The sequence below is a fragment of the Streptomyces violaceoruber genome, from assembly GCF_033406955.1.
GTDB classification, from domain to species: Bacteria; Actinomycetota; Actinomycetes; order Streptomycetales; family Streptomycetaceae; genus Streptomyces; species Streptomyces violaceoruber.
The window spans coordinates 3795857-3821354 of the sequence record NZ_CP137734.1 but is presented as its reverse complement, the minus strand read 5'-3'; the positions used below and the strand labels follow the sequence as shown (position 1 = coordinate 3821354).

The window sequence follows — 25498 nt, the reverse complement described above, 5'->3', positions numbered from 1 at the left end:
TAATCCGGTAAGCGAACGCGCGAACGAGCAGTCAGGGTTGGGGAACAGGGTGCAGCGGCGTAGGACAGGAACGATCGCGGTGGTGTCCGCACTGGGCATGACGGCGGTCCTCGGCGGCTGCGGTCTCACCGGCGACTCCGACGGGGTGACCCTGAAGCTCGTCGCCGCCGACTACGGCGACAGCAAGGACAACAGCTCCCGGAAGTACTGGGACGAGCTGGTCGAGTCCTACGAGGCCAAGAACCCCGACGTGCAGGTCGACGTCACCGTCTACTCCTGGAACGACGTCGACCGCAAGGTCCGCGAGATGGTCGAGGCGGGCGAGGCGCCCGACATGGCGCAGATCGGCGCCTACTCCGACTACGCGGACAAGGAACTGCTCTACCGGGCCGACGACGTGCTCTCCATCCCGGTCCAGGCCGACTTCGTCTCCCAGCTGGCCGCCGCCGGCCAGGTCAACGGCGTGCAGTACGGCCTGCCCTTCGCCGCCTCCACCCGCGTGCTCTTCTACAACAAGACCCTCTTCGACAAGGCCGGGGTCCAGCCGCCCAAGTCCTGGGACGACCTCGCCGAGGCCGCCGAGGCGCTTGAGGAGAAGGGCGTGAAGTACCCGTACGCCCTGCCGCTGGGCGCCGAGGAGGCGCAGGCCGAGACGATGCAGTGGATGCTCAGCGGCGAGGGCGGCTACACCGACGACGTCGGCACCTATTCCGTCGACTCCCCGCAGAACGTCACCACCTTCACCTGGCTGCGGGACGAGCTGGTCGGCAAGGGCCTCACCGGCCCCGTCGCCCCCGGCAAGCTCAACCGCGCCGACGCCTTCGCCGCCTTCGCGGCCGGCGACGTGGGCATGCTCAACGGGCACCCCTCGCTGATGAAGATGGCGTCCGACAAGGGCGTGAAGTACGGCATGGTGACCACCCCCGGCATCGACGGCGAGAGCAAGAACACCCTCGGGGTCTCCGACTGGATGACGGCCTTCAAGAAGAACGGCCACCGGGACGAGATCGGCGACTTCCTCGACTTCGTCTACAGCGAGGAGAACGTCCTCGACTTCTCCCGCGAGTACGACCTGCTGCCGGTGACCACCTCCGCCTCCCGGACCATGAGCACCGCGCCGGAGGACGAGAACCTCAAGCCGTTCCTGGACGAGCTGCTGCTCTCCGAGCTGTACCCGGTCGGCAAGACCTCCTGGGCCTCGGTCAGCGCGGACGTCAAGAAGCGCATCGGCCAGGCGGTCGCCACGGGCGCCAGCCCCAAGGAGGTCCTCGGCCAGATCCAGGCGACGGCGATGAAGGCGGGCAGCGCGGAGTAGCGGCCGCTGTCGGCGGTGGGCGTTACGGTGCCGTACATGGAACCGGGAGAGCTGGCCGAGCGGGAGCGGAGCATCCTCGCGCTGGAACGCCGGGGCTTCACCGGCCCCGGCGCCAAGGAGCGCGCCATCCGCGAGGAGCTGGGCCTGGCCCCCGTCCGCTACTACCAGCTCCTCAACGCCCTCCTCGACGACCCCCGCGCCCTGGCGGCCGACCCGGTGACGGTCAACCGCCTGCGCCGCGTACGGCAGTCGCGCCGCACTGAGCGCTGAGACCGCCCCGGCCCGCGCGAATCGCCGCGACCGCCCGCCCCGGCGTGGTCCCCGCACCGGACGCGTCACCGTGCCCGGGTGGGCCGGGGGCTCCGGCCCGGGAGGGGCCGTCCCGGGGCGACAAACCCGGCGACGCGGGCACGCCGGGAGCCGGTCGGCGGGGTCCCGCATTCCGGTCCGCGCGAAGCGCCGGGACCGCCCGCCCCGGCGGCGTCGCCGCACCGGACGCGTCACCGTGCCCGGGTGGGCCGGGGGCTCCGGCCCGGGAGGGGCCGCCCCGGACGACGGACCCGGCGGCGCGGGCACGCCGGTCGGCGGGGTGGGGCCCGCGGGCGACGCGTGAGTCCGGCCCCGGGGGGATAGGTTCGCGGTATGGGCAGCCACCAGGACTCCACCCGAGACGACTCCCCACAGCCCCTGCCGACGCCCGCGACGGCGGCCGGACGCGAAGGGCTCGACGCCCTCCTCGCCGACCCCGGCCGCGCGGTGGTCGCGCTTGACTTCGACGGCACGCTCGCCCCGATCGTGCCCGACCCCGACCGGGCCCGTGCCCACCCGGACGCCGTGCCGGCGCTCGCGGCCCTGGCCCCGAAGGTCGCCTCGATCGCGGTGATCACCGGGCGCCCCGCCGAGGTCGCCGTCCACCACGGCGGCTTCGCGGACGTCCCCGGCCTCGACCGCCTCGTGGTCCTCGGCCACTACGGTGCCGAGCGCTGGGACGCCGCCACCGGCACCCTGACCACGCCGGAACCGCACCCCGGCGTCGCCGCCGTCCGCGCCGAGCTGCCGGCCCTGCTGGAGCGGTCCGGTCCGGCGGCGCGGGGCACCTGGACGGAGGACAAGGGCCACGCGGTCGCCGTCCACACCCGCCGCGCCCCCGACCCGCAGGCCGCCTTCGACGCCCTGCGCGCCCCGCTCACCGGCCTGGCCTCCCGGCACGGCCTGATCGTCGAGCCGGGCCGCATGGTCCTGGAACTGCGCCCACCCGGCATGGACAAGGGCGCGGCGCTGCGGTCGTACGTCCACTCCCTCGACGCCGCCTCCGTCCTCTTCGCCGGCGACGACCTCGGGGACCTCCCGGCCTACGCGGCCGTCGACGTCCTGCGCACCGAGGGCACTCCGGGGCTGCTGGTCTGCAGCGGCAGCGACGAGGTGACGGAACTGAGGAAGCGCGCGGACGTCGAGGTGCCCGGCCCCGCCGGAGTGGTGGCCCTGCTGGCGGCCCTCGCGCACCGGCTGGCCTGAGACAACGTCACGGACGGTTCCCCCGCCTGTCACAGGCGTGTCCGGACACCGGGGACGGGGCAACCCGGTCCGCCGCCCCCGCTGTCTTGCACGGCGTAAAGCCTGCTCAGTGAGGCCCACGACCGTGGAGGAACCCGCCATGTCCGCTCGGAAGACCCCGATGCTCGCCCTCGCCGCCGTGGCCCTCGGCCTGGCACTGACCGCCTGCGGCGCCGGCGGCGACGGCGGGAACGGCGGTACCGACGACGGCGCCGCCCCCGCCGCGACCGCGACCGCGACGAGCACCGCACAGCCCCCCACCGCGGACGACGGGACCGCCACCGGCGGCGCGTCCTCGCAGCCCCCGGCGGAGTCGAAGCCGGACCAGGGGGCGGGGGAGAAGTGCACGGACCGGCTGGACTACGCCGGTGACCCGCGGTCGAACGCCGAGATCAACTCCATCGGCGCGGACACCGGCACCTGCCCCGAGCCGCAGCCGGGCACCCCGTCCTCCGGCACCCCGAAGGAAGACGGGGCCACGTGCACGGACCAGGTGAACTACGCCGGTGACCCGCGGCCGAACGCCGAGATCAACTCCATCGGCGAGGAGACCGGCACCTGCCCGCCGGTCCAGGACAAGTAGCCCGCGTCAGCCCCGCAGCGCCTCCAGCTGCTCCAGGAACCACCGGGCCGGGGGCAGCGCGGTGCCGGCGGCCGCCAGCCGCTTCGAGCGCTCGGCCCGGTCCCCCGCCGGCAGGCCGAGCGCCGCGTGCAGCGCGTCCGCCGTGCCCACCACGTCGTACGGGTTGACCACCACCGCGTCCTCGCCCAGCTCCTCGTACGCGCCCGCCTCCCGCGACAGCACCAGCGCGCACCCCGCGTCGGAGACGACCGGCACCTCCTTCGCGACCAGGTTCATCCCGTCCCGGACGGGGTTGACGAGCGCCACGTCCGCCAGCCGGTACGCCGCCAGCGACCGCGCGAAGTCGTCCTTGAGATTCAGCACGACCGGCGTCCACCCCGGCGTGCCGAACTCCTCGTTGACCGCGTTCGCGACCCGCTCCACCTCGGCCGTGTACTCCCGGTACACGGCGAGGTCCTGCCGCGAGGGGTAGGCGAACGCGACGTGCACGACCCGCTCGCGCCACTCCGGCCGCCCGGCCAGCAGCTCCCGGTAGGCCAGCAGACCGCGCACGATGTTCTTGGACAGCTCGGTGCGGTCCACCCGCACGATGGTGCGGCGGCCCTCCCCGATCTGCTCCCGCAGCTCCGCCATCCGCTCCTCGACGTCGGCCTCGTGCGAGCGCTTCCGCAGGAAGTCCCCGTCGGCGCCGAGCCCGTGCACGCCGATCTCCGTGCCGCCGAGCCCGCCCACCACGGCGTCGCAGCAGGCGGTGAACGCGTCGGCCCAGCGCCGGGTGAGGAAGCCGAGCCGGTCGGCGCCCAGCATCCCGCGCAGCACCTGCTCGGCGATGTCGTCCGGCAGCAGCCGGAAGTAGTCGAGCGGGGCCCAGGGCGTGTGCGAGAAGTGGCCGATGCGCAGATCCGGACGCAGCTCGCGCAGCATCCCGGGCACCAGCGTCAGGTGGTAGTCCTGCACGATCGCGACCGCGCCCTCGGCCGCCTCCTCGGCCAGCGCCTCGGCGAAGGCCCGGTTGTACGCCTCGTAGGAGGCCCACTGCCGCCGGAACTCCGCGTCGAAGACCGGTTCCAGGGGCGTCTGGTAGAGCATGTGGTGCACGAACCACAGCACCGAGTTGGCGATCCCGTTGTACGCGTCCGCGTGCACGTCGGCCGGCACGTCCAGCATCCGTACGCCGTCCTCGCCGACCCCGCGCCGCACCGCCTCGCGGTCCCCGTCGGACAGCGCCGAGCACACCCACAGCGCCCCCGCGTCGGGCCCGATGGCCGACAGTCCCGACACGAGCCCGCCACCGCCCCGTTTGGCGTGCAGTGACCCGTCCTCCCGCACCTCGTACGAGACCGGCCCCCGGTTGGAGGCGACCAGCACCTGAGCAGCACCGAAGCTTGAAGCCATACGCCTCAACCTAGCCCGGCCCCTCGCACCTCAAACGTGTCCCCGTGTCACCCCGACGGCGATTCGGTCACGGAGCTTGTGCGGGAAGTGTGAACGGGTTGAGGATATGCGGTGCACATTTCAACTTTCTGGGGGGTGGGCGCACCATGCCCATACGCACACGGCACCGGCGCACGAGCAGACTCGCGGGCACGGCGGCACTGATCGCGGCCTCCGCGCTGGCCCTGGCCGGCTGCGGGGACGGCGACGCGAGCACCACCGCGGACGAGGCCCCCGCGAGGGCCACCGCCTCCGCCACCGGCACGGCCACGCCGAGCGGCAGCCCCACTCCCGAGGCGTCCCCCAGCACCGAGACCCCGACTCCGACTCCCACCCCCACCGCCGTCACGCTGCCGGACCTCACCGGCGGCAGCATCGGGGCGGCCGTCAGCGCCGCCGAGAAGGCGCACGTCGGCTACACCGTGCGCCTCCAGGGCAGCGGGCAGCGGGCCTCCTCCTGGGGCAGCGGCGAGAAGATCTGCGAGCAGAGCGGCGGCTCCGGCGCCGTGACCTTCACCGTCCCCCGCGACGGCCGCGACTGCGCCGGGCGCCTGCTGCACACGCCGGAGCCGGCCCCCGAGCCGTCGAAGACCCGGGACAGCGGCACCGACGGAACCAGCGGCGGCACCGGGGGCGGCGGTACCGGCGCCTGCGAGCTGATGAGCCCCGCGGGCAACTGCTACGCCGACGGCCAGTTCTGCGCCAAGAAGCACCGGGGCCTGAGCACCCACGGCCGCGGCGGCGAGTACCTGACCTGTGAGCCGGACTCCGGCGGCAGGTGGCGCTGGTCGGACGGCGTCCCCGGCTGAGCCCCGTGCGCCGTTTCCGGGGCCTAGGCCACCTTCCGGGCCGCGTACTCGGCGATCTCCGTCATCGGCGGCCGTTCCTCGGTGTCCACGGCGTAGGTGCGCGGCTCGAAGCCGTCGACGCCCCGCTCGAACTGGGTGAGGGCCGGGCGCACCAGGTGGCCGCGGGCCAGCCGGAGCTGGGCGGTGCGGTAGATCGCCGCGGCCATCCGGCCCAGCGCCCGCCCGTCCTGGTGGCGGTGGACGCGGACGCCGACGTCGACCTGCGCGAGCGCGTCCAGGCCCACCAGGTGCAGGGCGTCGACCAGCATGCCCAGCTCGACGCCGTAGCCGACCGGGAAGGGGAGCCGTTCCAGCAGCGAGCGGCGGGCCGCGTACTCCCCGCCCAGCGGCTGGACGAAGCCGGCCAGCTGCGGCCAGTGCATGTTGAGCAGCGGGCGGGCCATCAGCTCCGTGACCCGGCCGCCCTGCCCGGCCGCCCCGGCCAGCGGGCGGTCGTACATGGCCTTGACGAGGTGCACGTCCGGATCGGTCAGCAGCGGGCCCACGATCCCGGAGACGAAGTCGGCGGAGAACTGGCGCAGGTCCGCGTCGACGAAGCAGACGATGTCCCCGCCGGTGACCAGCAGCGAACGCCACAGCACCTCGCCCTTGCCGGGCACGGCGGGGATGCGGGGCAGGATCGCGTCCCGGTGGACGACGCGCGCGCCGGCCGCCGCGGCCACCTCGGACGTGCGGTCGCTCGACCCGGAGTCCACGACCACGATCTCGTCGACGAGCGGGACCCCGAGCACCAGCTCCCGCCGGATCACCGAGACGATGTCGCCGACCGTCGCCTCCTCGTCCAGCGCGGGCAGCACCACGCTGACCGACTGCCCGGTGGCGTGCTTGGCGGACAGAAGGTGCTGGACCGGCCGGTCCGCGGCCGGCCAGGAGCGTGCGTCCAGCCAGCGCTCGACTTCTTCCAGCACGTCCCGTGGTCTCCTTCGTGATCCTTTGTGATCCATCTCGCGGTACGGACGACTATCTCAACCGTCCTGGCCTTCGGTTACAGTCTTGAACAACGCGCGGGACCATCGCATGCCGGGGTCGCCGCGTGCACCACCGCGAAACAACTTCATACCGCTCATCCAGAGGGGCAGAGGGATACGGCCCGATGAAGCCCCGGCAACCCTCCAGTCGGTTCTTGTCACACGGACGTGGCGAGGCTCCCGGCTAGGGAAGGTGCCAAATCCGTCTCACGGCGAGATGCGTCGTGAGGAAGATGAGGAGAAAGGGCCTCGCCTCCATGGCTGTGCAGACTGCCGAAACCTCCACGAACCCCACCGACGCCGCCGTCGACCTCGGCCCCGCCACCGCGCTGAGCTGCCGGGAGTGCGGCCACCGGGTCCCGCTCGGACCGGTCTTCGCCTGCGAAGAGTGTTTCGGCCCCCTCGAGATCGCCTACGACTTCTCGGACTACGACGCCGAAGAGCTGCGCAAGCGGATCGAAGCCGGCCCCGCGAACATCTGGCGCTACGCCCCCCTGCTGCCCGTCCCGGCCGACGTCGCGACCAAGCCGAACATCAACCCCGGCTGGACCAAGCTCGTCCAGGCCGACAACCTCGCCCGCGAGCTGGGCGTCACCGGCGGCCTGTACGTCAAGGACGACTCCGGCAACCCCACGCACTCCTTCAAGGACCGCGTCGTCGCCCAGGCCATCGAGGCCGCCCGCGCCTTCGGCTTCACCACCCTGTCCTGCTCCTCCACCGGCAACCTCGCCGGTGCCGTCGGCGCCGCCGCCGCCCGGGCCGGCTTCCGCTCCTGCGTGTTCATCCCGCACGACCTGGAGCAGGGCAAGGTCGTCATGGCCGCCGTCTACGGCGGTGAGCTGGTCGGCATCGAGGGCAACTACGACGACGTGAACCGCTTCTGCTCCGAGCTGATCGGCGACCCGGCCGGCGAGGGCTGGGGCTTCGTCAACGTCAACCTGCGGCCGTACTACGCCGAGGGTTCCAAGACCCTCGCCTACGAGATCTGCGAGCAGCTCGGCTGGCGGCTGCCCGACCAGATCGTCGTGCCGATCGCCTCCGGCTCCCAGCTGACGAAGATCGACAAAGGGCTCAAGGAGCTGATCGAGCTGGGTCTGGTCGAGGACCGGCCGTACAAGATCTTCGGCGCGCAGGCCGAGGGCTGCTCGCCGGTCTCCACGGCGTACAAGGCCGGGCACGACGTGGTCCGCCCGCAGAAGCCGAACACCATCGCCAAGTCGCTGGCCATCGGCAACCCCGCCGACGGCCCCTACGTCCTCGACATCGCCCGCCGCACCGGCGGCGCCGTGGAGGACGTGACCGACGAGCAGGTCGTGGACGCGATCAAGCTGCTCGCCCGTACCGAGGGCATCTTCGCGGAGACGGCGGGCGGCGTGACGGTCGGCGTCACCAGGAAGCTGATCGAGAACGGCGTCCTCGACCCCTCGCTCACCACCGTCGTCCTGAACACCGGCGACGGCCTGAAGACCCTCGACGCGGTGGCCGGCACCGGTCTCACCGCCACCATCCGCCCGAACCTGGACTCCTTCCGAGAGGCTGGCCTCGCATGAGCGTGACCGTTCGCATCCCGACCATCCTGCGCACCTACACCGGCGGCAAGGCCGAGGTGAGCGCCGACGGGGCCAACCTCGGGGAGGTCATCTCCGACCTGGAGAAGAACCACACCGGCATCGCCGCCCGCGTCCTGGACGACCAGGGCAAGCTGCGCCGCTTCGTCAACGTGTACGTCAACGACGACGACGTCCGCTTCGAGCAGGGCCTTCAGACGGCCACCCCGGACGGCGCGGGCGTCTCGATCATCCCGGCGGTCGCCGGCGGCTGATTCGCCGCGGATACACCTGGTAGTGCGTATTGCCCTCTCCGTGAGAGAAACGGAGGGGGCAATTCCATGTGGTTGAGCGCGGTAGAGTTGGGGAACGCGCTCCCGATCAACACAACGGGAACCGTTAATTCCTGCCGCCCGCCCGACAAGAAGCAGCCAAAGTGCGAGCGTATTTCGCGGCTTTTGTTCCCTTTGCGTGACCCGACTTGACCCGAATTCAGGCGAATTCTCGCCACATTCCGGACCGGGCGCGTCCAGATTTCTCGTCCGATTGACCTGTTGCAGACGGCAGTTGGACAGATACATTCAGCCGCGGTCGACGCGTTCCGGCGCACGCCCCCAGTCGTGAGGGGGCGAGGTCTGACCCGGGTCCGCGAAGTGCGGATCTGTGCAAGGGCCAGTAATAGGGGAGTTAGGCATGGCTCAGGGCACCGTCAAGTGGTTCAACGCGGAGAAGGGGTACGGCTTCATCGCGGTCGACGGTGGTGCGGATGTTTTCGTCCACTACAGCGCGATTCAGATGGACGGCTACCGCACCCTCGAAGAAGGCCAGCGGGTCGAGTTCGAGATCTCGCAGGGTCAGAAGGGCCCGCAGGCCGACATGGTTCGCCTCAGCGCCTGAGACGCGCGGCCACCGCAGCACCCGGTCTTCATCCGAAGGGCCCGTACCTCCAGGGGTACGGGCCCTTCGGCCTGCCCGGACGCCCGTCGTCCCGCTGTTCGCGGGTGGCTGACCGGACGGCCCGATCCCCGAGAGGCGCTTGCACTCGACCATGCCGAGTGCTAATCATTGGCGTTAGCACTCTGAAGGTGAGAGTGACAACGAAGGACCGGGTCGGTGAGGCCCGCAGGCCGGGTGGGGAAGGAACCACAAGGCCGGCGAGCCGTCCGTCGCGGGCGCGGGCGCGGTCCGAAGGAATCACCCCCAGTCCTGGAGGGACCACTTCACATGGCCAAGATCATCGCGTTCGACGAGGAGGCGCGGCGCGGCCTCGAGCGCGGCATGAACCAGCTCGCGGACGCCGTCAAGGTGACGCTCGGCCCCAAGGGCCGCAACGTCGTCCTCGAGAAGAAGTGGGGCGCCCCCACGATCACCAACGATGGTGTCTCCATCGCCAAGGAGATCGAGCTCGAGGACCCGTACGAGAAGATCGGCGCCGAGCTGGTCAAGGAAGTCGCCAAGAAGACGGACGACGTCGCCGGTGACGGTACGACCACCGCGACCGTTCTCGCCCAGGCCCTGGTCAAGGAAGGCCTGCGCAACGTCGCGGCCGGCGCCAACCCGATGGCCCTGAAGCGCGGTATCGAGAAGGCCGTCGAGGCCGTCTCCGCCGCCCTGCTCGAGCAGGCCAAGGACGTCGAGACCAAGGAGCAGATCGCCTCCACGGCCTCGATCTCCGCCGCCGACACCCAGATCGGCGAGCTCATCGCCGAGGCCATGGACAAGGTCGGCAAGGAAGGCGTCATCACCGTCGAGGAGTCCCAGACCTTCGGTCTGGAGCTGGAGCTCACCGAGGGTATGCGCTTCGACAAGGGCTACATCTCGGCGTACTTCGCCACCGACATGGAGCGTATGGAGGCGTCGCTCGACGACCCGTACATCCTGATCGCCAACTCCAAGATCGGCAACGTCAAGGACCTGCTGCCGCTCCTGGAGAAGGTCATGCAGTCGGGCAAGCCGCTGCTGATCATCGCCGAGGACGTCGAGGGCGAGGCCCTGTCGACCCTGGTCGTCAACAAGATCCGCGGCACCTTCAAGTCCGTCGCCGTCAAGGCTCCGGGCTTCGGCGACCGCCGCAAGGCCATGCTCGGCGACATCGCCATCCTCACGGGCGGCGAGGTCATCTCCGAGGAGGTCGGCCTCAAGCTCGAGAACGCCACGCTGGACCTGCTGGGCAGCGCGCGCAAGGTCGTCATCACCAAGGACGAGACCACGATCGTGGACGGCGCCGGTTCGGCCGACCAGGTTCAGGGCCGCGTCAACCAGATCCGCGCCGAGATCGAGAACAGCGACTCGGACTACGACCGCGAGAAGCTCCAGGAGCGCCTGGCGAAGCTGGCCGGCGGCGTGGCCGTCATCAAGGCCGGTGCCGCCACCGAGGTCGAGCTCAAGGAGCGCAAGCACCGCATCGAGGACGCCGTTCGCAACGCGAAGGCGGCCGTCGAGGAGGGCATCGTCGCCGGTGGTGGCGTGGCCCTGCTCCAGGCCTCCCAGGTCTTCGAGAAGCTGGAGCTGACGGGTGACGAGGCGACCGGCGCCAACGCCGTGAAGCTCGCCCTGGAGGCCCCGCTGAAGCAGATCGCCGTCAACGGCGGTCTCGAGGGCGGCGTCGTCGTGGAGAAGGTCCGCAACCTGACCGTCGGCCACGGCCTGAACGCCGCCACCGGTGAGTACGTCGACATGATCGCCGAAGGCATCATCGACCCGGCGAAGGTGACCCGCTCTGCCCTGCAGAACGCCGCCTCCATCGCCGCGCTGTTCCTCACCACCGAGGCCGTCATCGCCGACAAGCCCGAGAAGGCCGCTCCGGCGGGCGCCCCGGGCGGCATGCCGGGCGGTGACATGGACTTCTGATCGACCGGCTCCGGTTGATCGATCGTCCCGTACGGACCGAGGGCGGCACTCCCCGCGAGGGGGGTGCCGCCCTCGGGCGTGTCCGGCCCCCGCCCGCCCCTCGCCCCCGTCCGCCCCCGCCCTTCCGCTATGGCCCGGGTCACATCGGGGCGCCGGGCGGAATGGTCCGGCCGGGCGGGCCCGTTCCCGTTGGAGTGCGATGAATGCGCGCGCACATACCGACCGGTACCCCATCCCAGGAGCCCCCACGTGACCGTCACCCCCGCCGAGGCCGCCACCCGCGCCGCCCAACTGCTCGCCCGCCCGGCCACGATCAACGGCCTCACCGTGCCCAACCGCATCGCGATGGCGCCGATGACCCGGATGTTCTCCCCGGGCGGCGTCCCCGGCGAGGACGTGGTGTCGTACTACTCCCGTCGTGCCGCCGCCGGAGTCGGACTGATCGTCACCGAGGGCACCTACGTCGGCCACGACTCGGCCGGGCAGAGCGACCGCGTGCCGCGCTTCCACGGCGAGGAGCAGCTCGCCGGGTGGGCGAAGGTCGCCGAGGCGGTGCACGCGGCGGGCGGCACGATCGTGCCGCAGCTGTGGCACATCGGCATGGTCCGCAAGGCCGGGGAGCAGCCCTTCCCGGACGCCCCCGCCGTCGGCCCGTCCGGCCTGCGCATCGGCGAGGACGAGCCGACCGGCAGGGCGATGACCCAGCGCGACCTGGACGACGTCATCGGCGCCTTCGCCGAGTCGGCCGCGGCCGCCGAGCGCATCGGCTTCGACGGCGTGGAGATCCACGGCGCCCACGGCTACCTCGTCGACCAGTTCCTGTGGTCCGGCACCAACCGCCGCACCGACGCCTACGGCGGCGACCCCGTGGCCCGGACCAGGTTCGCCGCCGAGATCGTGGCCGCCGTACGGGAGACCGTCTCCGCGGACTTCCCCGTGATCTTCCGCTACTCCCAGTGGAAGCAGGAGGCCTACGACGCCCGCCTCGCCGAGACCCCGGAAGAGCTGGAGGCCATCCTCACCCCGCTCGCCTCGGCCGGTGTCGACGCCTTCCACGCCTCCACCCGCCGCTACTGGCTGCCCGAGTTCGAGGACTCGGACCTCAACCTCGCCGGCTGGACCAAGAAGCTCACCGGCAGGACCGCCATCACCGTCGGCTCGGTCGGTCTCGACGGCGACTTCAACAGGGCCTTCCAGGGCGAGGGCGCCCCCGTCGGCAGCCTCGACAACCTCCTCGACCGCCTGGAGCGGGACGAGTTCGACCTGGTCGCCGTCGGCCGCGCGCTGCTCCACGACCCGCGGTGGGCCCAGAAGGTCCTCGACGGCCGCTTCGACGAACTCGCCCCGTACGACGCGGCATCGCTGAAGACCCTCAGCTGAGCGCGGTGCGCACCACGGCGTAGGGTCCGGAGGATGACGATCCCTGGACCTGCCGAGTCAGTGGAACCCGTGGTGCGCACCCCCTCCGGCGCGGTGCGCGGCCGGACCGAGGACGGGCTGACCGTCTTCCGCGGCATCCCCTTCGCCCAGCCCCCGGTGGGGGACGCCCGCTTCGCCGCCCCGCGCCGCCCCCGCCCCTGGGACGGCGTACGCGACGCATACGATTTCGGCCCGCCGCCCCCGCAGGACCTCGGCGCCGCGGGCACCGCCGGCCCCCCGGACGTCCCCGGGGGCGACGACTGGCTGACGGTCAACGTCTGGACCCCCGCCCCCGACCCGGCCGCCCACCGCCCGGTCATGGTCTGGATCCACGGCGGCGCCTACAAGATGGGCCATTCCGGCAGCCCCGCCTACGACGCCCGCCGCATAGCCGCCGACGGCGACCTCGTCGTCGTCACCCTCAACTACCGCCTCGGCATGGAGGGCTTCGCCCACATCGAGGGCGCCCCCGCCAACCGGGGCCTGCTCGACCAGATCGCGGCGCTGGCCTGGGTGCAGGACAACATCGCCGCGTTCGGCGGCGACCCCGACCAGGTCACGATCTTCGGCGAGTCGGCGGGCGCCGGTTCCGTGGCCGCCCTGCTCGCCATGCCCCGCGCGGCCGGACTCTTCCGGCGGGCCGTCGCCCAGAGCGTGCCGGGCACGTTCTTCTCCGCCGCCCTCGCCGCCGACATCGGCACCGCCCTCGCCGCCGAGCTGGGCCTGCGCCCGACCGTCGAAGACCTCTCCGAGATCACTCCGGACCAGCTCGTCAAGGCGGGCCAGGCCCTCGCCCCGAAGATGCCGGGCAACGTCTCCCGCTGGGGCCAGGCGGCGCCCACGGTGACCCCGTACGCGCCCGTCGTGGACGGCGAGTTCCTCCCCGTCACGCCGTGGCAGGCGCTGACGTCCGGCGCGGCGCGGGACGTGGACCTGCTGGTCGGCCACAACCGCGACGAGAACCGGCTGTTCACCGCCATGGCGGGCAAGCTCGGTCAGATCGGCGAGGACCGCGCGAGCGCCGCGCTGCGCCTGTACGCGCCGGGCGGCGAGGCCGCCTACCGCGCCGCGTTCCCGGATGCGTCGGCCAACGACCTCTACGAACGCGTCCAGACCGACTGGCTGTTCGCGATGCCGTCCCTGCACTTGGCCGAGGCCCACCTCGCGGGCGGCGGCCGGTCCCACGTCTACGAACTCACCTGGCCCGCCCCCGCCTTCGACGGCGCCCTGGGCGCCTGCCACGCCCTGGACATCCCGCTCCTCTTCGGCACCTTCCAGGAGAGCCTCGCACTGCTCCAGTTCGGCGGCGCGGAGCCGTCCGAGGAGGCGCTGGCCCTGTCCGCCCGCTTCCGCTCCTCCTGGACGGCGTTCGCCCGCACCGGCGACCCGGGCTGGCCCGCGTACGACACGGGGCAGCGCCTGGCGCGGGTCTTCGACGCCGAGTCGGCCGTCGCGCCGTACCCGGAGGAGACCTCCCGACGCCTGTGGGAGGGCTACGAGTTCGCGCCGCTGCCGCTGGTGGACCCGAAGGCGTGACCTTCCGAGGACTCCTGCTGGGCCTGTTCGCCGTCCCGGTCGTCGTCGGCGGGTACTTCCTCACCGAGGCGGCGACCGCCGACGGCACCCCGCAGTGCGACGGCATCATCGAGGAGTACGGGGACGCGGAGCGCTCGGGGCCCATGAAGCCGGGGGAGACGTGCGACCTGTACGACTTCACCGACGGCCGCTCGGCGGGCACGCGGACGTACGAGCAGCAGAGGAAGGCGCAGGAGGAAGGGGCGGCGGACGGCTACCGGACCGGGGGCTGGTGGCTGGCGTACGGCGTGGCCGGGCTGACCGTGGTCACCGTCCACCTGGGCCTGAAACGCCGCCGCGCCTGAGACTCTCGACGAACGCGGTCCAGGCGTCGGCCCGGAAGGAGAGTTCCGGGCCGTAGGGGTTCTTGGAATCGCGGACGGGGACAGCGGCCGGGTGACCCGTCGCTATTTCGACGCAGTCGGCGCCGTCGCCTCCGCTGTAGCTGGAGCTGTGCCATTTACGGGTGTGGTTCTCCATGCTCGTAATCCTGCGCCACCGACTCGATCAGTACCAAGGACTCCCGGGGGGAGAGTGCGCCAGCCCTGACTAGGTCGAACGTCAACTCATGCCGTGTGACGGTCGGGGGATCGTCTGTCAGGTGTCCCATGCCGACGCCCTCGACGTACGCGAAGGGAGCGGAATCGGAGAAGTACATGAGCTTGATGCCGCTCACCAGGGATCCGACCTCGCCGGCGCTGAATGGCAGGACCTGCATGATGATCCGGTGGCGGCGGACGAGGGCGGCGATGTGGCGCAGGGCTTCTGCCATCACCTGTGGGCTGCTCACCTTGCGCCGCAGGGCGGCTTCGTCGAGCACCGTCCACAACATGGGGGTTGTTGGATGGTCGAGGAGCCGACCGCGTGCGATGCGATCTGCTACTGATTCGTCGACCTTCTCTTTCGGCGCCGTCGGCTCGTAAGCGCGGAACAGCGCCCGTGCGTAGCCCGACGATTGCAGCAGTCCGGGGATTAGCGTCGGTGTGTACTGCTTGATCGAGACAGCACGGGACTCGGCTTCCACTGCCTCGGCGAAGTGGGTCGGGTAGCTGGACTTGGCGGAAACTCCGCAGTTGCGCCGGAAGAAATCCTCCGTGCCCAGGACGTCGTCCAGCAGGCGGGCGTACTCCGGCTGCATCCGGCGCGTGCCGGACTCCAGTTGGCCGATGAAGGAGCCGCTGACGAACAGCCGCGCGCCCAGTTCCTCCTGGCTCAGGCCGGACTTCTCGCGGGCGTGGCGCAGCTCGGCGCCGAGGAGGGCGCGCGGGGACGAGGACGGGTCGAGGTCTTTCGGTCCTGGCATGGTGAAGGAACTCCCGGTCGCACAGCAGGGGTTGTTGGAGCGCCCTGTATGGCCAGGTTAGGGGCGGGGTGGACACGCTGTGTCGTGAATCACGAACTCAGCGTGGAGGTGAGGAAGGGTGCGGTCGACCGAAGAAGTCGTCGAGTCCCTGCGGCAGGCCCTCGTGGGCGCCGGTGTCGTGCTGCCGTCCCTGTGCGTCGATCCGGTGACCGGCGCGAGTGACGAGCCGTTCGCCCTGGTCGACCTGGGGCGGTGCAACGTACGGGTCGCGGAGCGGCTGGCGTCGGTGGTGCGGGGCGAGCGGCCGGCCGTCGGCACGCATGCCGTGGACGAGCGGGACGGGCGCGTGGGGGAGGTGATGGGCCATGTGGGCGGCAGTGTGCGGTTGCGGCCGGTCGCGGGGGGCCGGGAGTGGGACTGTCCGCGGGCGTCGGTGGCGGTGGCCCGGCCGGAGGAGGTGCTGAAGGCGCGGCTGCGCAGGACGAACCACGAGAGCGTACGGCCCTGAGGGACGGGCGTCAGGCGGGTGGCCAGGTGCGCAGGGCCGTCTCGGCCACCCGCTGGAGGTCTTCCCGGGTGGCGCCGCCGGTGGCCTGCACGGAGATGCCGTTGGCGAACGTCATGAGGTACCGGGCGATGTGCAGGGGGTCCGTGTCGGGCGGCAGGTCGCCGTCGTCGACGGCCTGCCGAAACCGGTCGCGGAGTTGGGCGACGCCCCCTTCGCGCCAGTCGGCGAGCAGGTCACGGGCGGAGCGTCCGGTCTCGCCGGCGGCGAGTGAGCCCTGGACGCCCAGGCAGCCGGACGGGCAGTCGGGGCGGGTGCTGACCTGGACGGCACCCTTCAGGAACGCGGTCGCCACCTCGCGGGCGGTCGGTTCCCGCAGGGCGCGGGCGACATAGGAGGCGGGGCCCTCCTCGTAGCGTTCGAGCGCCTTGCGGAACAGGTCCTCCTTGTTGCCGAAGGCCGCGTACATGCTGGTGCGGGTGATGCCCATGGCGCCGGTCAGGTCGGTGAGGCTGGCGCCCTCGTAGCCCTGCTCCCAGAAGACCCGCATGGCCTTCTCCAGCGCCTCGTCGGCGTCGAAGCCTCTCGGCCGGCCGATCGACCCCTTCTGTCGCGTCTCCATGGCTCCAGTCTACGCCTTCCGTATCGATCGGTACGGATGTGCTACGGTCGCTTTCAGTACCGATCGGTACCGAATATCGAGAAGGGTGCTCACCATGGGACAGCTCGAAGGCAGGACGGCCGTCGTCACCGGCGGCGGTACGGGGATCGGCCTGGCCAGCGCGGTGCGGCTGGCGGACGAGGGCGCGCACGTGTTCATCACCGGGCGGCGCAAGGAGGCCCTGGACAAGGCCGTGGAGATCATCGGAGCGGGGCGGGTCACGGCGGTGGCCGGTGACGTCTCGGACCCGGCCGACCTGGACCGGCTCTACGAAGCGGTCCGCGCCCGCGGCCGGGGGCTCGACGTGGTCTTCGCCAACGCGGCGACCGCCTCGCTGGTGCCGCTGGAGGAGATCACCGAGGAGCGGTTCGAGGAGATCTTCGGCGTCAACGTGCGCGGCACGCTCTTCACCGTGCAGAAGGCGCTGCCGCTGCTCAACGACGGTGCCTCGGTGATCCTCAACGCCTCCACCGCCGCCGACAACGGCGCCGAGGCGTTCAGTCTGTACGCCGCCTCCAAGGCCGCCGTCCGGACCTTCGCGCGGGGCTGGGCCAACGAACTCAAGGGCCGTGGCGTCCGGGTCAACGCGATCTCCCCGGGCCCGGTCGACACCCCCGGGATCACCAACCTCTTCGGTGAGTCGAACGCGCCCACCGTCCACACGAAGCTCGCCGGGGACACCGCGATCGGCCGGATGGGGCGCCCCGAGGAGGTCGCCGCGGTGGTGGCCTTCCTGGCCTCGGACCAGAGCAGCTTCGTCCTCGGCGCCAACTGGTACGTCGACGGCGGCGAGAACCAGATCTGACCCGGCGGCGGGATCAGTCCCGGTCCGGTCCGTCCGGCACCACGATGCGTTCGACCGCCGCCGTCACCAGCCGGTCCCGCTCCTCCTCCGTGAACACGTCCGGCAGCGTGAGCTGTTCGACGATCAGCCAGTTCAGGGCGAGGATGAGCAGCTTGACGGCCATGGCGTCACCGGGGAGGCCGGACGCCTCGTGGTAGGCCACGTTGGCGGCGACGTCCTCGCGGACGCGCTCGGTCAGCACCGCGCGCAGACCGGGGCGCCGGGTGGCCTCCAGGCGCAGCTCCAGCAGGGCGAGGTAGCCGGTGCGGAACGAGGCGACGCGGTCGACCAGTTCGCGCATCAACTGGACGTAGGTGTCCCGGTCGCGGCCGGCGGTGCGCTGGCGGGCGATCGTCTCCTCGTCGGGGCGCAGCCGCTCGTAGACGCGGGCGCCCGCCTGGGTGAGCAGGTCGTCGCGGTTGGCGAAGTAGTTGGACGCGGTGCCGGGCGGTACGGCTGCCTCCGTGTCCACCGCCCGGAAGGTCAGCCCCCGGGCGCCCTGCGCGGCCAGCACCTCGATCGCCGCGTCGACGAGGGCCGCCCGGCGCTGGTCGTTCCGTCTCACCACGTCAGATGCCGCCCATCGGCTCGATGTCCACCCGTACCGGCGTGCCCCACACCCGCAGCACCTCGTAGTCCGTGAACTCGTGGACCAGCCGGTAGGCCATCGCGGCGTGCGGCCCGCGCAGCTGGGCCGCGATGTACAGCTCGGCCTCGCGGCGATCGCGGCGCGGGGTGCCGCACAGCTGCCACGCCTGGCCGGTCCACTGCTCGGGCAGCCAGCGCTGCTGGGGTTGCGGCCGGTCGCCCCGTACGCCGTAGCGGGACTGGACCGGCTCGGCGGGCCGGGCCGGGAGCGGTCCGCCGCTGTACTCGGCGCGGCGGGCCGTGCGGCGGCGGGTCTCGCACAGCAGGCACAGGTCGGGGGCGGCACTGTCGACCGGCCCGTTCGGGTGCTCCGGGCAGCGGGTGCTGGGGGCCGCCGTGGTGACGCTCTCCTCCAGCTGGTCCAGCGCACGCTTCAGGTCCGCGCGGACCTCGTGCAGCTTGGCCTCCGGGGTGTCGGCGGTCAGGGCCTCGCCGTGCTCACCGAGGAGGCGCAGGGCGCGGCCCAGGGCGGTCAGCTGGGCGTGGTTCATGTCCTTCAGAATCGCACACGGCGCGGACCGCCCCGGGCCCCCGGCCGACCGGAGGCGGCGCGGCCGGTCAGCCGAGCGCCGCCGCCAGCGCCGCCCGCAGGTGACCGCCGGACTCCGCCAGCAGCCGGGCGGCCGTCGGGCCGTCCACGTCGGCCAGCAGGACCAGGATCGCGTCCTTGACCTCGCCGTCGGTCGCCGTCAGGGCCCGCTCGATGTCGTCGTCGGCGGCGCCGGTGGCGAGGGCGACGATGCGGCGCGAGCGGGCCCGCAGCTTCTCGTTGGAGGCGCGCACGTCCACCATCAGGTTCCCGTACGTCTTGCCGAGCCGGATCATCGTGATCGTCGACAGCATGTTCAGGACCAGCTTCTGCGCCGTGCCCGCCTTCAGCCGCGTCGAGCCGGTGAGCAGCTCCGGCCCGGTGACCACCTCGATGCCGTGCTCGGCCGCGGCGGCCAGGGCGCTGTCCCGGTTGCAGGCGAGGCCGACGGTCAGGGCGCCGAGCGAGCGCGCGTACTCGACGGCGCCCACCGCGTACGGGGTGCGGCCGGAGGCGGAGACGCCGACCACCGTGTCGTCGGCGGTCAGCGCGAGGGCGTCCAGGTCGGCGCGGGCCAGCTCGGGGGAGTCCTCGGCGCCCTCGATGGAGGTGACCATGGCGTCCGGGCCGCCCGCGATCAGGCCGACCACCTGCCCGGGGCCGGTGTTGAAGGTGGGCGGGCACTCGGAGGCGTCCAGCACGCCCAGGCGTCCGGCCGTACCGGCGCCCGCGTAGATCAGCCGCCCGCCGCGCGCCATCCGGACGGCCACGGCGTCGATGGCGGCGGCGATCTCCGGCAGCCGCTCGGCGACGGCGGCGGGCACGGTGGCGTCCTCGCCGTTCATCAGCCGCGCGATGTCCAGCGTCGGCAACTGATCGATCTCGGCCAGCTCCGGCCGGAACGCCTCGGTGGTCAACGTCTCCAACTGCGAACGCAGATCGGGGTGATGGGGGGTGGAGGTCATGAAGATACGGCCCTTTTCAACTTGCGATGCCTGTACTAACCCAGGGGCGCGGGGAACTGCGCGATCAACCACGACGGACCCGCAGCCGCCCGCAAAGCTCAAGCCCTACGGTCCCCCGCAACCCCGCGGAGCGCCCCGTGCCGATGCGCCAACGCCTCGTAGGACGCCGCCAAGGCCGGCGCGGCCGACTCGTACGTCCGCTGCGCCACCCCCACGAAGAGGCAGTCCACGACCAGCAGCTGGCTGGTCCGGGACGACATGGCCGCCGGCCGCAGCTCGCTCTCCCGGGCGGTGGACGTGGTCAGCACGTGGTCGGCGTACTGGGTGACGGGACTGTCGGGGCGGCCGGTGATGGCGATGGTCGTCGCGCCCCGTTCGAAGGCGACCCGGAGCGGTTCGATGACGTCGCCCGTGGAGCCGGAGTGCGTGATCGCCAGGGCCACGTCCCCGGCGCGCAACTGCACCGCGTTGGTGACGGCGAGGTGCGGATCGCCCGGGGCGTGGGCTATGAGCCCTATGCGCAGCATCTTCTGGGTGAGGTCCTGGGCGACCAGGTTGGACGCGCCGATGCCGTACACGTCGGTGCGCCGGGCGGCGGTCAGTGCGGCGACGGCCGCGCCGAGCTGCACGGTGTCCAGACCGGCGGCCGTGTCCGCGAGGGTCTGCTGCTCGTCGTAGGCCAGCTTGGCGACCACGTCGGCGATCGGGTCGTCGACCGCGATGTCCGTCGTGATGGCGGGCGCGCGGCCGGACTGCTGCTGGGCGGCCAGCCCGGCGAGCGCGAGGCGCAGGTCGCGGTAGCCGGGGTAGCCGAGCAGCCGGGCGGTGCGTACGACGGTCGCCTCGCTGGTGCCGGTCAGCTCGGCCAGGCCGGTGACCGTGAGGGCCGCGCAGCCGGCCGGGTCGCCCGCGACGGCCTCGGCGACCCGCTGCATGGAACGGGTCATCGACGGCCCCAGGGTGCGGACCTTGGCCGCGAGGGCGGCGGGCGCGGGCGGCGCGGGTGGCGCGCTCCCGCCGCCGGTGGCACGGCGGCCCCCGGAAGCGTTCACGAAAGTTTCCTTCACTTCATCGGTCACTCATGAAAGATATTTTCGTTTCGGTCCGCGGGTCAAGAGTGCGCACAATGGGTGCATGAACCCCATCAGCCCCCTGGAGCAGGCACTGCATGCCGCACGCGCCCTCGTGCTCGCCGACCTGGTGGCGGGCGAGGTCGCCGAACCGGACGTCGTCTCGCTGGTCGAGGAGTCCGTCGTGCAGCGGCGCTGGTGGGTCGAGCAGTGGCCCGAGGGCGTGGAGTTCGTGGCCGGCCTGGTCGCACAGGACGTGCAGGACGCGCTGCTGGAGCGGTACGGCCGCTGGCCGCTGTGCCCGGTGTGCGGCTCCGGCGACCCGCACGCGCTGGACGTCGAGCCCGAGCTGGGTCCCGACCCGCACTGGGTGTGCGGCAAGGCGGGCGTGAAGGTCGCGGCGGTCGGCTCGCTGGGCGCGGCCACCGGCGGAGCCCCCTCGTGAGGACGCCGGGATGACCCTCTACATCGACCCGCCGACCTGGCCGGGCCACGGACGCCTCTGGTCCCACCTGGTGAGCGACGTCTCCTACGCCGAACTGCACGCCTTCGCCGACGCCCTGGGCGTGCCGCGCCGCGCCTTCGAGCGCGACCACTACGACCTGCCCGCCCACCGGTACGCCGACGCGGTGTCCGCCGGCGCGCTGGAGGTCAGCAGCCGCGAGGTGGTGCGGCTGCTGCACGGGGCGGGCCTGCGCCGCCGCAAGGGGGCCGCCCGTACCGCCCCGGGTGCTCAGCCGCGCAGCTCGTAGGCGAACTGCCCGGCGCCCTCACCGGCCTCGCCGCCCTCGGCGGAGTCCCCGGCGACCCGGGTGAACCCGGCGCGGACGATGACCGCCTGCGACGCCGTGTTCTCCGGATCCGTCGTGGCGCGCACGGACGTCACCGTCTCCCGCCCCAGGGCCCACGCTGACAGCGCGCGCAGTCCCTCGGTCGCGTAGCCGTTGCCCCGGGCCGCCTCGACGAGGTCGTAGCCGATCTCCACCCGGCCCTTCTCGTCCGGCACCCCGTGGAAGCCGATGCCGCCGACCGCGCGCCCGTCCTCGCGCCGGACGAGGGCGAAGACCCCCCACGCCGGGCGGTGGACCCCCGTCTCGTAGGCCTTGACCAGCATTCCGGCGGCGTCCCGGGTGCCCTGGAAGGGCCCGCCGTCGATCCATGCGAAGCCGCCGTCGCCGCCCGCGGCGAGGTCGGCCGCGGCGGCGGGCGTGACGCCCTGGAGGGTGAGCCGCTCGGCCGGGATCACCAGGTTGTTGCGCCAGCGCCACTCGGTGACCGGGGCGCGTCCGGGCAGGTCGCCGCGGCCCGTGGCCCACAGCAGGGTGCGCCAGGGGTCGGTGTCGGGCCGGACGTGCGGGAAGAGCCGGGCGAGGAGGTCCGCGCACCGCTCGGCGGGCGGTGCGTAGGTCAGTCCGAGGCCCTCGGCGATGTCGTGCGTGTGCAGGAACACCTCGGTGATCGCCATCGCGGCGAAGCCCTCGCGGTCCGCGCTGCGGAAGGGGTACGGGTGGAAGGCCCGGACCTCGCGCGGGGTGGCGCGGAGGGTGGCGGCGAGCAGCACGCCGGTGGTCTCGGCGACCTGGAGCACGCCCTCGTTGCCGGTGCCCTCGTCGAAGGTGATCTCGAAGGGGACCCACCCCTCGGTGGCCCGTCCGGCCAGCTGACCCGCGTAGGTGACGAGGATGCCCGCGACGTGCTCCGCCGTGTACCGGCAGTCCCACTCCGACCGCCCGGCCCGCACCGACTCCCAGTCCCGGTCCGTCGCCGTCCGCAGCAGCGCCACGGCGCCCGCGACGGCCTCTTCCACCTGTTCCCCGCCCAGTGTCCGCATGCCGGGCAGGCTAGACGTCCGGGGTGTCCGGCAGCGACAGCATTTCCAGCTCGCCGGTCAGGTTGTGGCGGGCGGTGGCCTCCCACTCCCGCCGTCCGTACGGGGTGTGGAACAGGCTGGGCAGGTCGAGGAGTTGGCGCAGGATCGCGGCGCGGCCCTCGCGGAAGGCCTCGTTCGGCACGAAGTGGTACTCCTCGCGGACGGCCGCCGTGTACGCCGCGTACGCCGACGGCGGCGAGGCGAGGACCGCCAGGTCGGCGTCGCACAGCACCTGGCCGTCGCGGTCGTCGCCGGCCGGGGCGTGCGTGACGGTGAGCCGCACCAGCCGGGCCACCTCGGCGGTCTTCGCCGCCGGAACCCCGGCCTCGGGCAGTGCGCGCTCGGCGAGCCGGGCCGAGCGCTCCTCGTTCTCCGACCGGTCGGGCTGGTAGACGGCGTCGTGGAACCACGCGGCGAGGCGGACGACGGCCACGTCGTCGGCGTGCTCCGCCAGGACGTCGACGCGGTCCAGGACCGCGGTGAGGTGCGCGAGGGTGTGGTACCGCCGCTGGGGCTCCTGCCACCGGGCGAGCAGGTTGTCGGCGTACGGCGCGGGGTCGGGACCGGAACCCGGACCGGCGCCGGCGGTGGCACCGGGGGCGGTGGCACCCGCCAGGGCGTGGGCGAAACGGGAGCGCAGGGCGTCGAGGTCGGCCATGGACGCATTCTCCCAGATAATGTTCGTGATAACTTCTAACTGAAGTGCCCGCGTTCCCGGCGGGCGGGCCGGGCGGAACTCGAAAGGCGGCGGGCGGACCATGCCGGAGGCGCGCACCAGCACCCCGCGCGAGCGGTACCGCACCCAGGTGCGCGCGGAGATCAAGGACCACGCGTGGGAGCAGATCGCCACGGCCGGGGCCTCCGCGCTCTCCCTCAACGCGATCGCCAAGCGGATGGGCATGAGCGGCCCCGCGCTCTACCGCTACTTCGACGGCCGCGACGAGCTGATCACCGAACTCATCCGGGACGCCTACCGCAGCCAGGCCGACAGCCTCCGCGCCGCCGCCGCGTCCGGCGCCGACCTGGCCGGTCTCGCGCACGCCCTGCGCGCCTGGGCCCTCGACGACCCGCAGCGCTACTTCCTCATCTTCGGCACCCCCGTCCCCGGCTACCGGGCGCCCGACGACATCACCGAGATCGCCGCCGGGACCATGGCGGTCATCGTCGACGCCTGTGCCGCACTGCCTCCGTCGGACGGCACCGACGGGGCGTTCGACGCCCACCTCGACACGCACCGGCAGTGGGCGGGCGACCGCCCGGCGCCGTCCTCCGCGCTCCACCGCGCCCTGTCCTTCTGGTCCCGGCTGCACGGCGTCCTCTCCCTGGAACTCGCCGGCCAGTTCACCGGCATGGGCTTCGACTCCGCTCTTCTCTTCGAGGCCGAACTGAAGGACCTGCTGGGCCCCTAACGTGGAGTCCATGACGACTCCCGCAGACCTGCACGACGTACGCGACCCCGAGCTGCCCGGCCGGCTGCTGATGCTCGAACGCGACGAACTGGTACCCCTGCTGCGCTCCCGCGCGGACGCGGACTTCGCCCTGCCGGTGGCCGCGTGTCCGGGCTGGACCGTGCGCGACGTGCTGGCGCACTGCTCCAGCGCCCTGATCCGGGTGGTGGACAAACGTTTCGAGAAGGGCGTCTTCTCACCCGAGTGCAACGACCGCGACATCGCCGAACGGGCCGACTGGAGCAACGCCCGGATCGTCGACGAACTGGAGCGCGGCATGACCGAGGCGGGCCCGGTGATCGCCCGGTCGGACGGCAGGCTGGACGCCGTCGCACTGGGCGAGTGGGTGCACGCCGGCGACGTACGGGTGACCTTCGGCGAGCCGGGGGCGTACGCGGGGCGCGGCCTGGCGGAGGCGCTCGCGCTGCTCGGCACGGTCACCCGGGCGCGCGGTCACGTGCCGCTCCACGCAGACCTGGACGACCTCGACGAGCCGCTGAAGCTGGGCGAGGCGAGCGGTGAGCGGCCGCCGGGCCGGTACATCGGCGACGGTCCCACCCTCCTGCGGCTCTACGCGGGCCGCCCCCTGGACGGCGCGGCGGCCTACGAGCTGGCCGGGGTGGAGGCGGCGGAGCTGAACATCTTCGGCGACTGAGCGGCGGCGCGGGCACCCCGGCCTGCTGTCGGGGCGTAGTCTTGGATTGGACTAGACCTGTAGCAGGCCGACGAATGGGGTCCCATGAGCAAGCGTGCAGTCCTGGAGGTGATCGCCCTCGACGCCGAGGACGCGGTCGCCGCCCAGGCCGGAGGCGCGGATCGCCTCGAACTGGTCACCGACATGGCGGCCGACGGACTCACCCCGTCGGCCGCGACCGTCGCCGCGATCCGTGCCGCCGTCGACATCGACGTACGGGTGATGCTGCGGCTCGCGGACGGGTTCGCCGCCGGTGACGTCGAGCGGCTGACGCGCGTCGCCCGCGACATGCGGGAGGCCGGGGCCACGCAGTTCGTGCTGGGATTCCTCGACGCGCAGGGCGACGTGGACCTCGGGGCGGTGGAGCGGATCGCCGAGGTGCTGGACGGGTGCCGGTGGACGTTCCACCGGGCGATCGACCGGGCCGCGAGCCGGGACGCGCTGCGCAAGCAGCTCGCGGACTTCCCGGGCCTGGACACGTATCTGACGGCCGGGGCGGCCGGTGGCGTGGACGACGGCCTGAGCGTGCTGCTGGCGGAGGCGCGGCGGCGCGGCGAGCCGGGGTACGAGCAGCAGTTGCTGGTGGGCGGCGGTCTGCGGCTCGACCACGTGCCGGGACTGCTGGACGCGGGGATCGACGGCTTCCACATCGGCGGCGCCGCGCGGCCCGCGGGGTGGGCGGGGCCGGTGTCGGCGGACGCGGTTTCCCAGTGGCGGCGGGTGCTTGGACACTGAGCGTTCGGCTGGTCCCGTGAGCCTGCGCCGGTGTGTCGGGGGGAGGGAGGGAGCGCAGCCCGGCGTGGCGGGGTGCCTCCCCCAGTGCCTGAACGGCCTGGGAGGTACCCCC

The 25498-nt window shown here is 72.6% G+C and carries 30 protein-coding genes and 1 riboswitch; of the genes, 19 read left to right on the top strand and 11 right to left on the bottom strand.

Annotated elements, in window-relative coordinates; genetic code table 11:
- Positions 1-49: 49 nt before the first annotated feature.
- The 4 genes from R2E43_RS16965 (at position 50) to R2E43_RS16950 (ending at position 3452) form a co-directional block, all read left to right on the top strand.
- Positions 50-1315, top strand: a complete 1266-nt coding sequence (locus R2E43_RS16965; RefSeq protein ID WP_136207383.1) for an extracellular solute-binding protein — start codon at positions 50-52, stop codon at positions 1313-1315.
- A 36-nt stretch (positions 1316-1351) separates the two neighbouring features.
- Positions 1352-1585 carry a DUF3263 domain-containing protein gene (locus R2E43_RS16960; protein ID WP_030867104.1) on the top strand — a complete coding sequence of 78 codons (234 nt, stop codon included), beginning with the start codon at positions 1352-1354 and terminating at the stop codon, positions 1583-1585.
- A gap of 372 nt (positions 1586-1957) precedes the next feature.
- Positions 1958-2830: a trehalose-phosphatase gene (gene otsB, locus R2E43_RS16955; protein ID WP_011029558.1), complete on the top strand. Its 873-nt coding sequence runs from the start codon at positions 1958-1960 to the stop codon at positions 2828-2830.
- A 139-nt stretch (positions 2831-2969) separates the two neighbouring features.
- Entirely contained in the window at positions 2970-3452 is a 483-nt protein-coding gene (locus R2E43_RS16950) for a hypothetical protein (RefSeq protein WP_093456651.1), read from the top strand.
- A gap of 6 nt (positions 3453-3458) precedes the next feature.
- Here R2E43_RS16950 and R2E43_RS16945 read toward each other — a convergent pair whose 3' ends face one another.
- Positions 3459-4847: an alpha,alpha-trehalose-phosphate synthase (UDP-forming) gene (locus tag R2E43_RS16945; RefSeq protein ID WP_038534557.1), complete on the bottom strand. Its 1389-nt coding sequence runs from the start codon at positions 4845-4847 to the stop codon at positions 3459-3461.
- A 146-nt stretch (positions 4848-4993) separates the two neighbouring features.
- Between R2E43_RS16945 and R2E43_RS16940 the strand changes: the two genes are divergently transcribed.
- Positions 4994-5695: a hypothetical protein gene (locus R2E43_RS16940; protein WP_332056328.1), complete on the top strand. Its 702-nt coding sequence runs from the start codon at positions 4994-4996 to the stop codon at positions 5693-5695.
- A gap of 23 nt (positions 5696-5718) precedes the next feature.
- On the opposite strand, the gene R2E43_RS16935 is transcribed toward R2E43_RS16940, so the two are convergent.
- Entirely contained in the window at positions 5719-6663 is a 945-nt protein-coding gene (locus tag R2E43_RS16935; protein WP_332056327.1) for a glucosyl-3-phosphoglycerate synthase, read from the bottom strand.
- 152 nt (positions 6664-6815) lie between these two features.
- Positions 6816-6963, top strand: a riboswitch (SAM riboswitch).
- Between the two features lie 17 nt (positions 6964-6980).
- Here R2E43_RS16935 and thrC point away from each other — a divergent pair.
- The 7 genes from thrC to R2E43_RS16900 all read left to right on the top strand — a co-directional run bounded on the left by thrC (position 6981) and on the right by R2E43_RS16900 (position 14419).
- Complete coding sequence (thrC, locus tag R2E43_RS16930; RefSeq protein WP_161270150.1) at positions 6981-8273, top strand: threonine synthase; 1293 nt, start codon at positions 6981-6983, stop codon at positions 8271-8273.
- On the top strand, positions 8270-8545 hold the full coding sequence (locus tag R2E43_RS16925; RefSeq protein WP_003974680.1) for a MoaD/ThiS family protein: 276 nt from the start codon (positions 8270-8272) through the stop codon (positions 8543-8545). The genes thrC and R2E43_RS16925 overlap by 4 nt, the downstream gene beginning before the upstream one ends.
- A gap of 418 nt (positions 8546-8963) precedes the next feature.
- Positions 8964-9167 (top strand): cold-shock protein, encoded by a 204-nt coding sequence (locus R2E43_RS16920; protein ID WP_004929928.1) that lies wholly within the window; start codon positions 8964-8966, stop codon positions 9165-9167.
- A 327-nt stretch (positions 9168-9494) separates the two neighbouring features.
- Positions 9495-11120, top strand: coding sequence for a chaperonin GroEL (gene groL / locus R2E43_RS16915; protein WP_003974678.1), 1626 nt, complete (start codon positions 9495-9497; stop codon positions 11118-11120).
- Between the two features lie 249 nt (positions 11121-11369).
- Positions 11370-12500 (top strand): NADH:flavin oxidoreductase, encoded by a 1131-nt coding sequence (locus R2E43_RS16910; protein WP_030867124.1) that lies wholly within the window; start codon positions 11370-11372, stop codon positions 12498-12500.
- A gap of 33 nt (positions 12501-12533) precedes the next feature.
- A complete protein-coding gene (locus R2E43_RS16905; protein ID WP_332056326.1) occupies positions 12534-14075 on the top strand; it encodes a carboxylesterase/lipase family protein in 1542 nt (513 codons plus the stop codon).
- Complete coding sequence (locus R2E43_RS16900; protein ID WP_003974675.1) at positions 14072-14419, top strand: hypothetical protein; 348 nt, start codon at positions 14072-14074, stop codon at positions 14417-14419. The genes R2E43_RS16905 and R2E43_RS16900 overlap by 4 nt, the downstream gene beginning before the upstream one ends.
- On the opposite strand, the gene R2E43_RS16895 is transcribed toward R2E43_RS16900, so the two are convergent.
- On the bottom strand, positions 14382-14594 hold the full coding sequence (locus tag R2E43_RS16895; RefSeq protein WP_191849962.1) for a DUF397 domain-containing protein: 213 nt from the start codon (positions 14592-14594) through the stop codon (positions 14382-14384). The genes R2E43_RS16900 and R2E43_RS16895 overlap by 38 nt on opposite strands.
- Complete coding sequence (locus tag R2E43_RS16890) at positions 14575-15417, bottom strand: helix-turn-helix domain-containing protein (RefSeq protein WP_191849960.1); 843 nt, start codon at positions 15415-15417, stop codon at positions 14575-14577. The genes R2E43_RS16895 and R2E43_RS16890 overlap by 20 nt, the downstream gene beginning before the upstream one ends.
- A gap of 118 nt (positions 15418-15535) precedes the next feature.
- Here R2E43_RS16890 and R2E43_RS16885 point away from each other — a divergent pair, with 118 nt between their 5' ends.
- Positions 15536-15925 (top strand): hypothetical protein, encoded by a 390-nt coding sequence (locus R2E43_RS16885; protein WP_003974672.1) that lies wholly within the window; start codon positions 15536-15538, stop codon positions 15923-15925.
- A 10-nt stretch (positions 15926-15935) separates the two neighbouring features.
- Here the strand turns inward: R2E43_RS16885 and R2E43_RS16880 are convergent, their stop codons facing one another.
- Positions 15936-16544: a TetR/AcrR family transcriptional regulator gene (locus tag R2E43_RS16880; protein ID WP_003974671.1), complete on the bottom strand. Its 609-nt coding sequence runs from the start codon at positions 16542-16544 to the stop codon at positions 15936-15938.
- A gap of 94 nt (positions 16545-16638) precedes the next feature.
- On the opposite strand from R2E43_RS16880, the gene R2E43_RS16875 reads away from it, so the two are divergent.
- Positions 16639-17388 carry an SDR family NAD(P)-dependent oxidoreductase gene (locus tag R2E43_RS16875; RefSeq protein ID WP_003974670.1) on the top strand — a complete coding sequence of 250 codons (750 nt, stop codon included), beginning with the start codon at positions 16639-16641 and terminating at the stop codon, positions 17386-17388.
- Between the two features lie 13 nt (positions 17389-17401).
- Here R2E43_RS16875 and R2E43_RS16870 read toward each other — a convergent pair whose 3' ends face one another.
- The 4 genes from R2E43_RS16870 to R2E43_RS16855 form a co-directional block, all read right to left on the bottom strand.
- Positions 17402-17995, bottom strand: a complete 594-nt coding sequence (locus R2E43_RS16870) for a TetR/AcrR family transcriptional regulator (RefSeq protein ID WP_003974669.1) — start codon at positions 17993-17995, stop codon at positions 17402-17404.
- Between the two features lies 1 nt (position 17996).
- Positions 17997-18566 (bottom strand): hypothetical protein, encoded by a 570-nt coding sequence (locus R2E43_RS16865; protein WP_030867136.1) that lies wholly within the window; start codon positions 18564-18566, stop codon positions 17997-17999.
- A gap of 67 nt (positions 18567-18633) precedes the next feature.
- A complete protein-coding gene (gene murQ, locus R2E43_RS16860) occupies positions 18634-19569 on the bottom strand; it encodes an N-acetylmuramic acid 6-phosphate etherase (RefSeq protein WP_003974667.1) in 936 nt (311 codons plus the stop codon).
- A gap of 98 nt (positions 19570-19667) precedes the next feature.
- Positions 19668-20648: a MurR/RpiR family transcriptional regulator gene (locus tag R2E43_RS16855; protein ID WP_381975055.1), complete on the bottom strand. Its 981-nt coding sequence runs from the start codon at positions 20646-20648 to the stop codon at positions 19668-19670.
- 55 nt (positions 20649-20703) lie between these two features.
- Here R2E43_RS16855 and R2E43_RS16850 point away from each other — a divergent pair, with 55 nt between their 5' ends.
- Positions 20704-21084, top strand: a complete 381-nt coding sequence (locus R2E43_RS16850) for a hypothetical protein (protein WP_003974665.1) — start codon at positions 20704-20706, stop codon at positions 21082-21084.
- 10 nt (positions 21085-21094) lie between these two features.
- Entirely contained in the window at positions 21095-21391 is a 297-nt protein-coding gene (locus tag R2E43_RS16845; protein WP_003974664.1) for a DUF4031 domain-containing protein, read from the top strand.
- Here R2E43_RS16845 and R2E43_RS16840 read toward each other — a convergent pair.
- Both R2E43_RS16840 and R2E43_RS16835 read right to left on the bottom strand, forming a co-directional pair.
- Positions 21373-22470: a GNAT family N-acetyltransferase gene (locus R2E43_RS16840; protein WP_191849953.1), complete on the bottom strand. Its 1098-nt coding sequence runs from the start codon at positions 22468-22470 to the stop codon at positions 21373-21375. The two genes, R2E43_RS16845 and R2E43_RS16840, sit on opposite strands and share 19 nt — an antisense overlap.
- 10 nt (positions 22471-22480) lie before the next feature.
- Complete coding sequence (locus R2E43_RS16835; protein ID WP_003974662.1) at positions 22481-23167, bottom strand: HD domain-containing protein; 687 nt, start codon at positions 23165-23167, stop codon at positions 22481-22483.
- Between the two features lie 100 nt (positions 23168-23267).
- Here R2E43_RS16835 and R2E43_RS16830 point away from each other — a divergent pair, with 100 nt between their 5' ends.
- The 3 genes from R2E43_RS16830 (at position 23268) to R2E43_RS16820 (ending at position 25386) form a co-directional block, all read left to right on the top strand.
- Complete coding sequence (locus R2E43_RS16830) at positions 23268-23918, top strand: TetR/AcrR family transcriptional regulator (RefSeq protein ID WP_106518233.1); 651 nt, start codon at positions 23268-23270, stop codon at positions 23916-23918.
- Between the two features lie 10 nt (positions 23919-23928).
- Positions 23929-24612: a maleylpyruvate isomerase family mycothiol-dependent enzyme gene (locus R2E43_RS16825; protein WP_011029573.1), complete on the top strand. Its 684-nt coding sequence runs from the start codon at positions 23929-23931 to the stop codon at positions 24610-24612.
- 84 nt (positions 24613-24696) lie between these two features.
- Positions 24697-25386, top strand: a complete 690-nt coding sequence (locus tag R2E43_RS16820; RefSeq protein ID WP_011029574.1) for a copper homeostasis protein CutC — start codon at positions 24697-24699, stop codon at positions 25384-25386.
- Positions 25387-25498: the final 112 nt, after the last annotated feature.

Excerpts from the sequence above, each read along its gene's own strand:
- R2E43_RS16960 (WP_030867104.1), top strand. The coding sequence starts at position 1,352 with ATGGAACCGGGAGAGCTGGCCGAGCGGGAGCGGAGCATCCTCGCGCTG.
- otsB (WP_011029558.1), top strand. The coding sequence starts at position 1,958 with ATGGGCAGCCACCAGGACTCCACCCGAGACGACTCCCCACAGCCCCTG.
- R2E43_RS16950 (WP_093456651.1), top strand. The coding sequence starts at position 2,970 with ATGTCCGCTCGGAAGACCCCGATGCTCGCCCTCGCCGCCGTGGCCCTC.
- R2E43_RS16945 (WP_038534557.1), bottom strand. The coding sequence starts at position 4,847 with ATGGCTTCAAGCTTCGGTGCTGCTCAGGTGCTGGTCGCCTCCAACCGG.
- R2E43_RS16940 (WP_332056328.1), top strand. The coding sequence starts at position 4,994 with ATGCCCATACGCACACGGCACCGGCGCACGAGCAGACTCGCGGGCACG.
- thrC (WP_161270150.1), top strand. The coding sequence starts at position 6,981 with ATGGCTGTGCAGACTGCCGAAACCTCCACGAACCCCACCGACGCCGCC.
- R2E43_RS16925 (WP_003974680.1), top strand. The coding sequence starts at position 8,270 with ATGAGCGTGACCGTTCGCATCCCGACCATCCTGCGCACCTACACCGGC.
- R2E43_RS16920 (WP_004929928.1), top strand. The coding sequence starts at position 8,964 with ATGGCTCAGGGCACCGTCAAGTGGTTCAACGCGGAGAAGGGGTACGGC.
- groL (WP_003974678.1), top strand. The coding sequence starts at position 9,495 with ATGGCCAAGATCATCGCGTTCGACGAGGAGGCGCGGCGCGGCCTCGAG.
- R2E43_RS16905 (WP_332056326.1), top strand. The coding sequence starts at position 12,534 with ATGACGATCCCTGGACCTGCCGAGTCAGTGGAACCCGTGGTGCGCACC.
- R2E43_RS16895 (WP_191849962.1), bottom strand. The coding sequence starts at position 14,594 with ATGGAGAACCACACCCGTAAATGGCACAGCTCCAGCTACAGCGGAGGC.
- R2E43_RS16890 (WP_191849960.1), bottom strand. The coding sequence starts at position 15,417 with ATGCCAGGACCGAAAGACCTCGACCCGTCCTCGTCCCCGCGCGCCCTC.
- R2E43_RS16880 (WP_003974671.1), bottom strand. The coding sequence starts at position 16,544 with ATGGAGACGCGACAGAAGGGGTCGATCGGCCGGCCGAGAGGCTTCGAC.
- R2E43_RS16875 (WP_003974670.1), top strand. The coding sequence starts at position 16,639 with ATGGGACAGCTCGAAGGCAGGACGGCCGTCGTCACCGGCGGCGGTACG.
- R2E43_RS16865 (WP_030867136.1), bottom strand. The coding sequence starts at position 18,566 with ATGAACCACGCCCAGCTGACCGCCCTGGGCCGCGCCCTGCGCCTCCTC.
- murQ (WP_003974667.1), bottom strand. The coding sequence starts at position 19,569 with ATGACCTCCACCCCCCATCACCCCGATCTGCGTTCGCAGTTGGAGACG.
- R2E43_RS16850 (WP_003974665.1), top strand. The coding sequence starts at position 20,704 with ATGAACCCCATCAGCCCCCTGGAGCAGGCACTGCATGCCGCACGCGCC.
- R2E43_RS16845 (WP_003974664.1), top strand. The coding sequence starts at position 21,095 with ATGACCCTCTACATCGACCCGCCGACCTGGCCGGGCCACGGACGCCTC.
- R2E43_RS16840 (WP_191849953.1), bottom strand. The coding sequence starts at position 22,470 with ATGCGGACACTGGGCGGGGAACAGGTGGAAGAGGCCGTCGCGGGCGCC.
- R2E43_RS16835 (WP_003974662.1), bottom strand. The coding sequence starts at position 23,167 with ATGGCCGACCTCGACGCCCTGCGCTCCCGTTTCGCCCACGCCCTGGCG.
- R2E43_RS16830 (WP_106518233.1), top strand. The coding sequence starts at position 23,268 with ATGCCGGAGGCGCGCACCAGCACCCCGCGCGAGCGGTACCGCACCCAG.
- R2E43_RS16825 (WP_011029573.1), top strand. The coding sequence starts at position 23,929 with ATGACGACTCCCGCAGACCTGCACGACGTACGCGACCCCGAGCTGCCC.
- R2E43_RS16820 (WP_011029574.1), top strand. The coding sequence starts at position 24,697 with ATGAGCAAGCGTGCAGTCCTGGAGGTGATCGCCCTCGACGCCGAGGAC.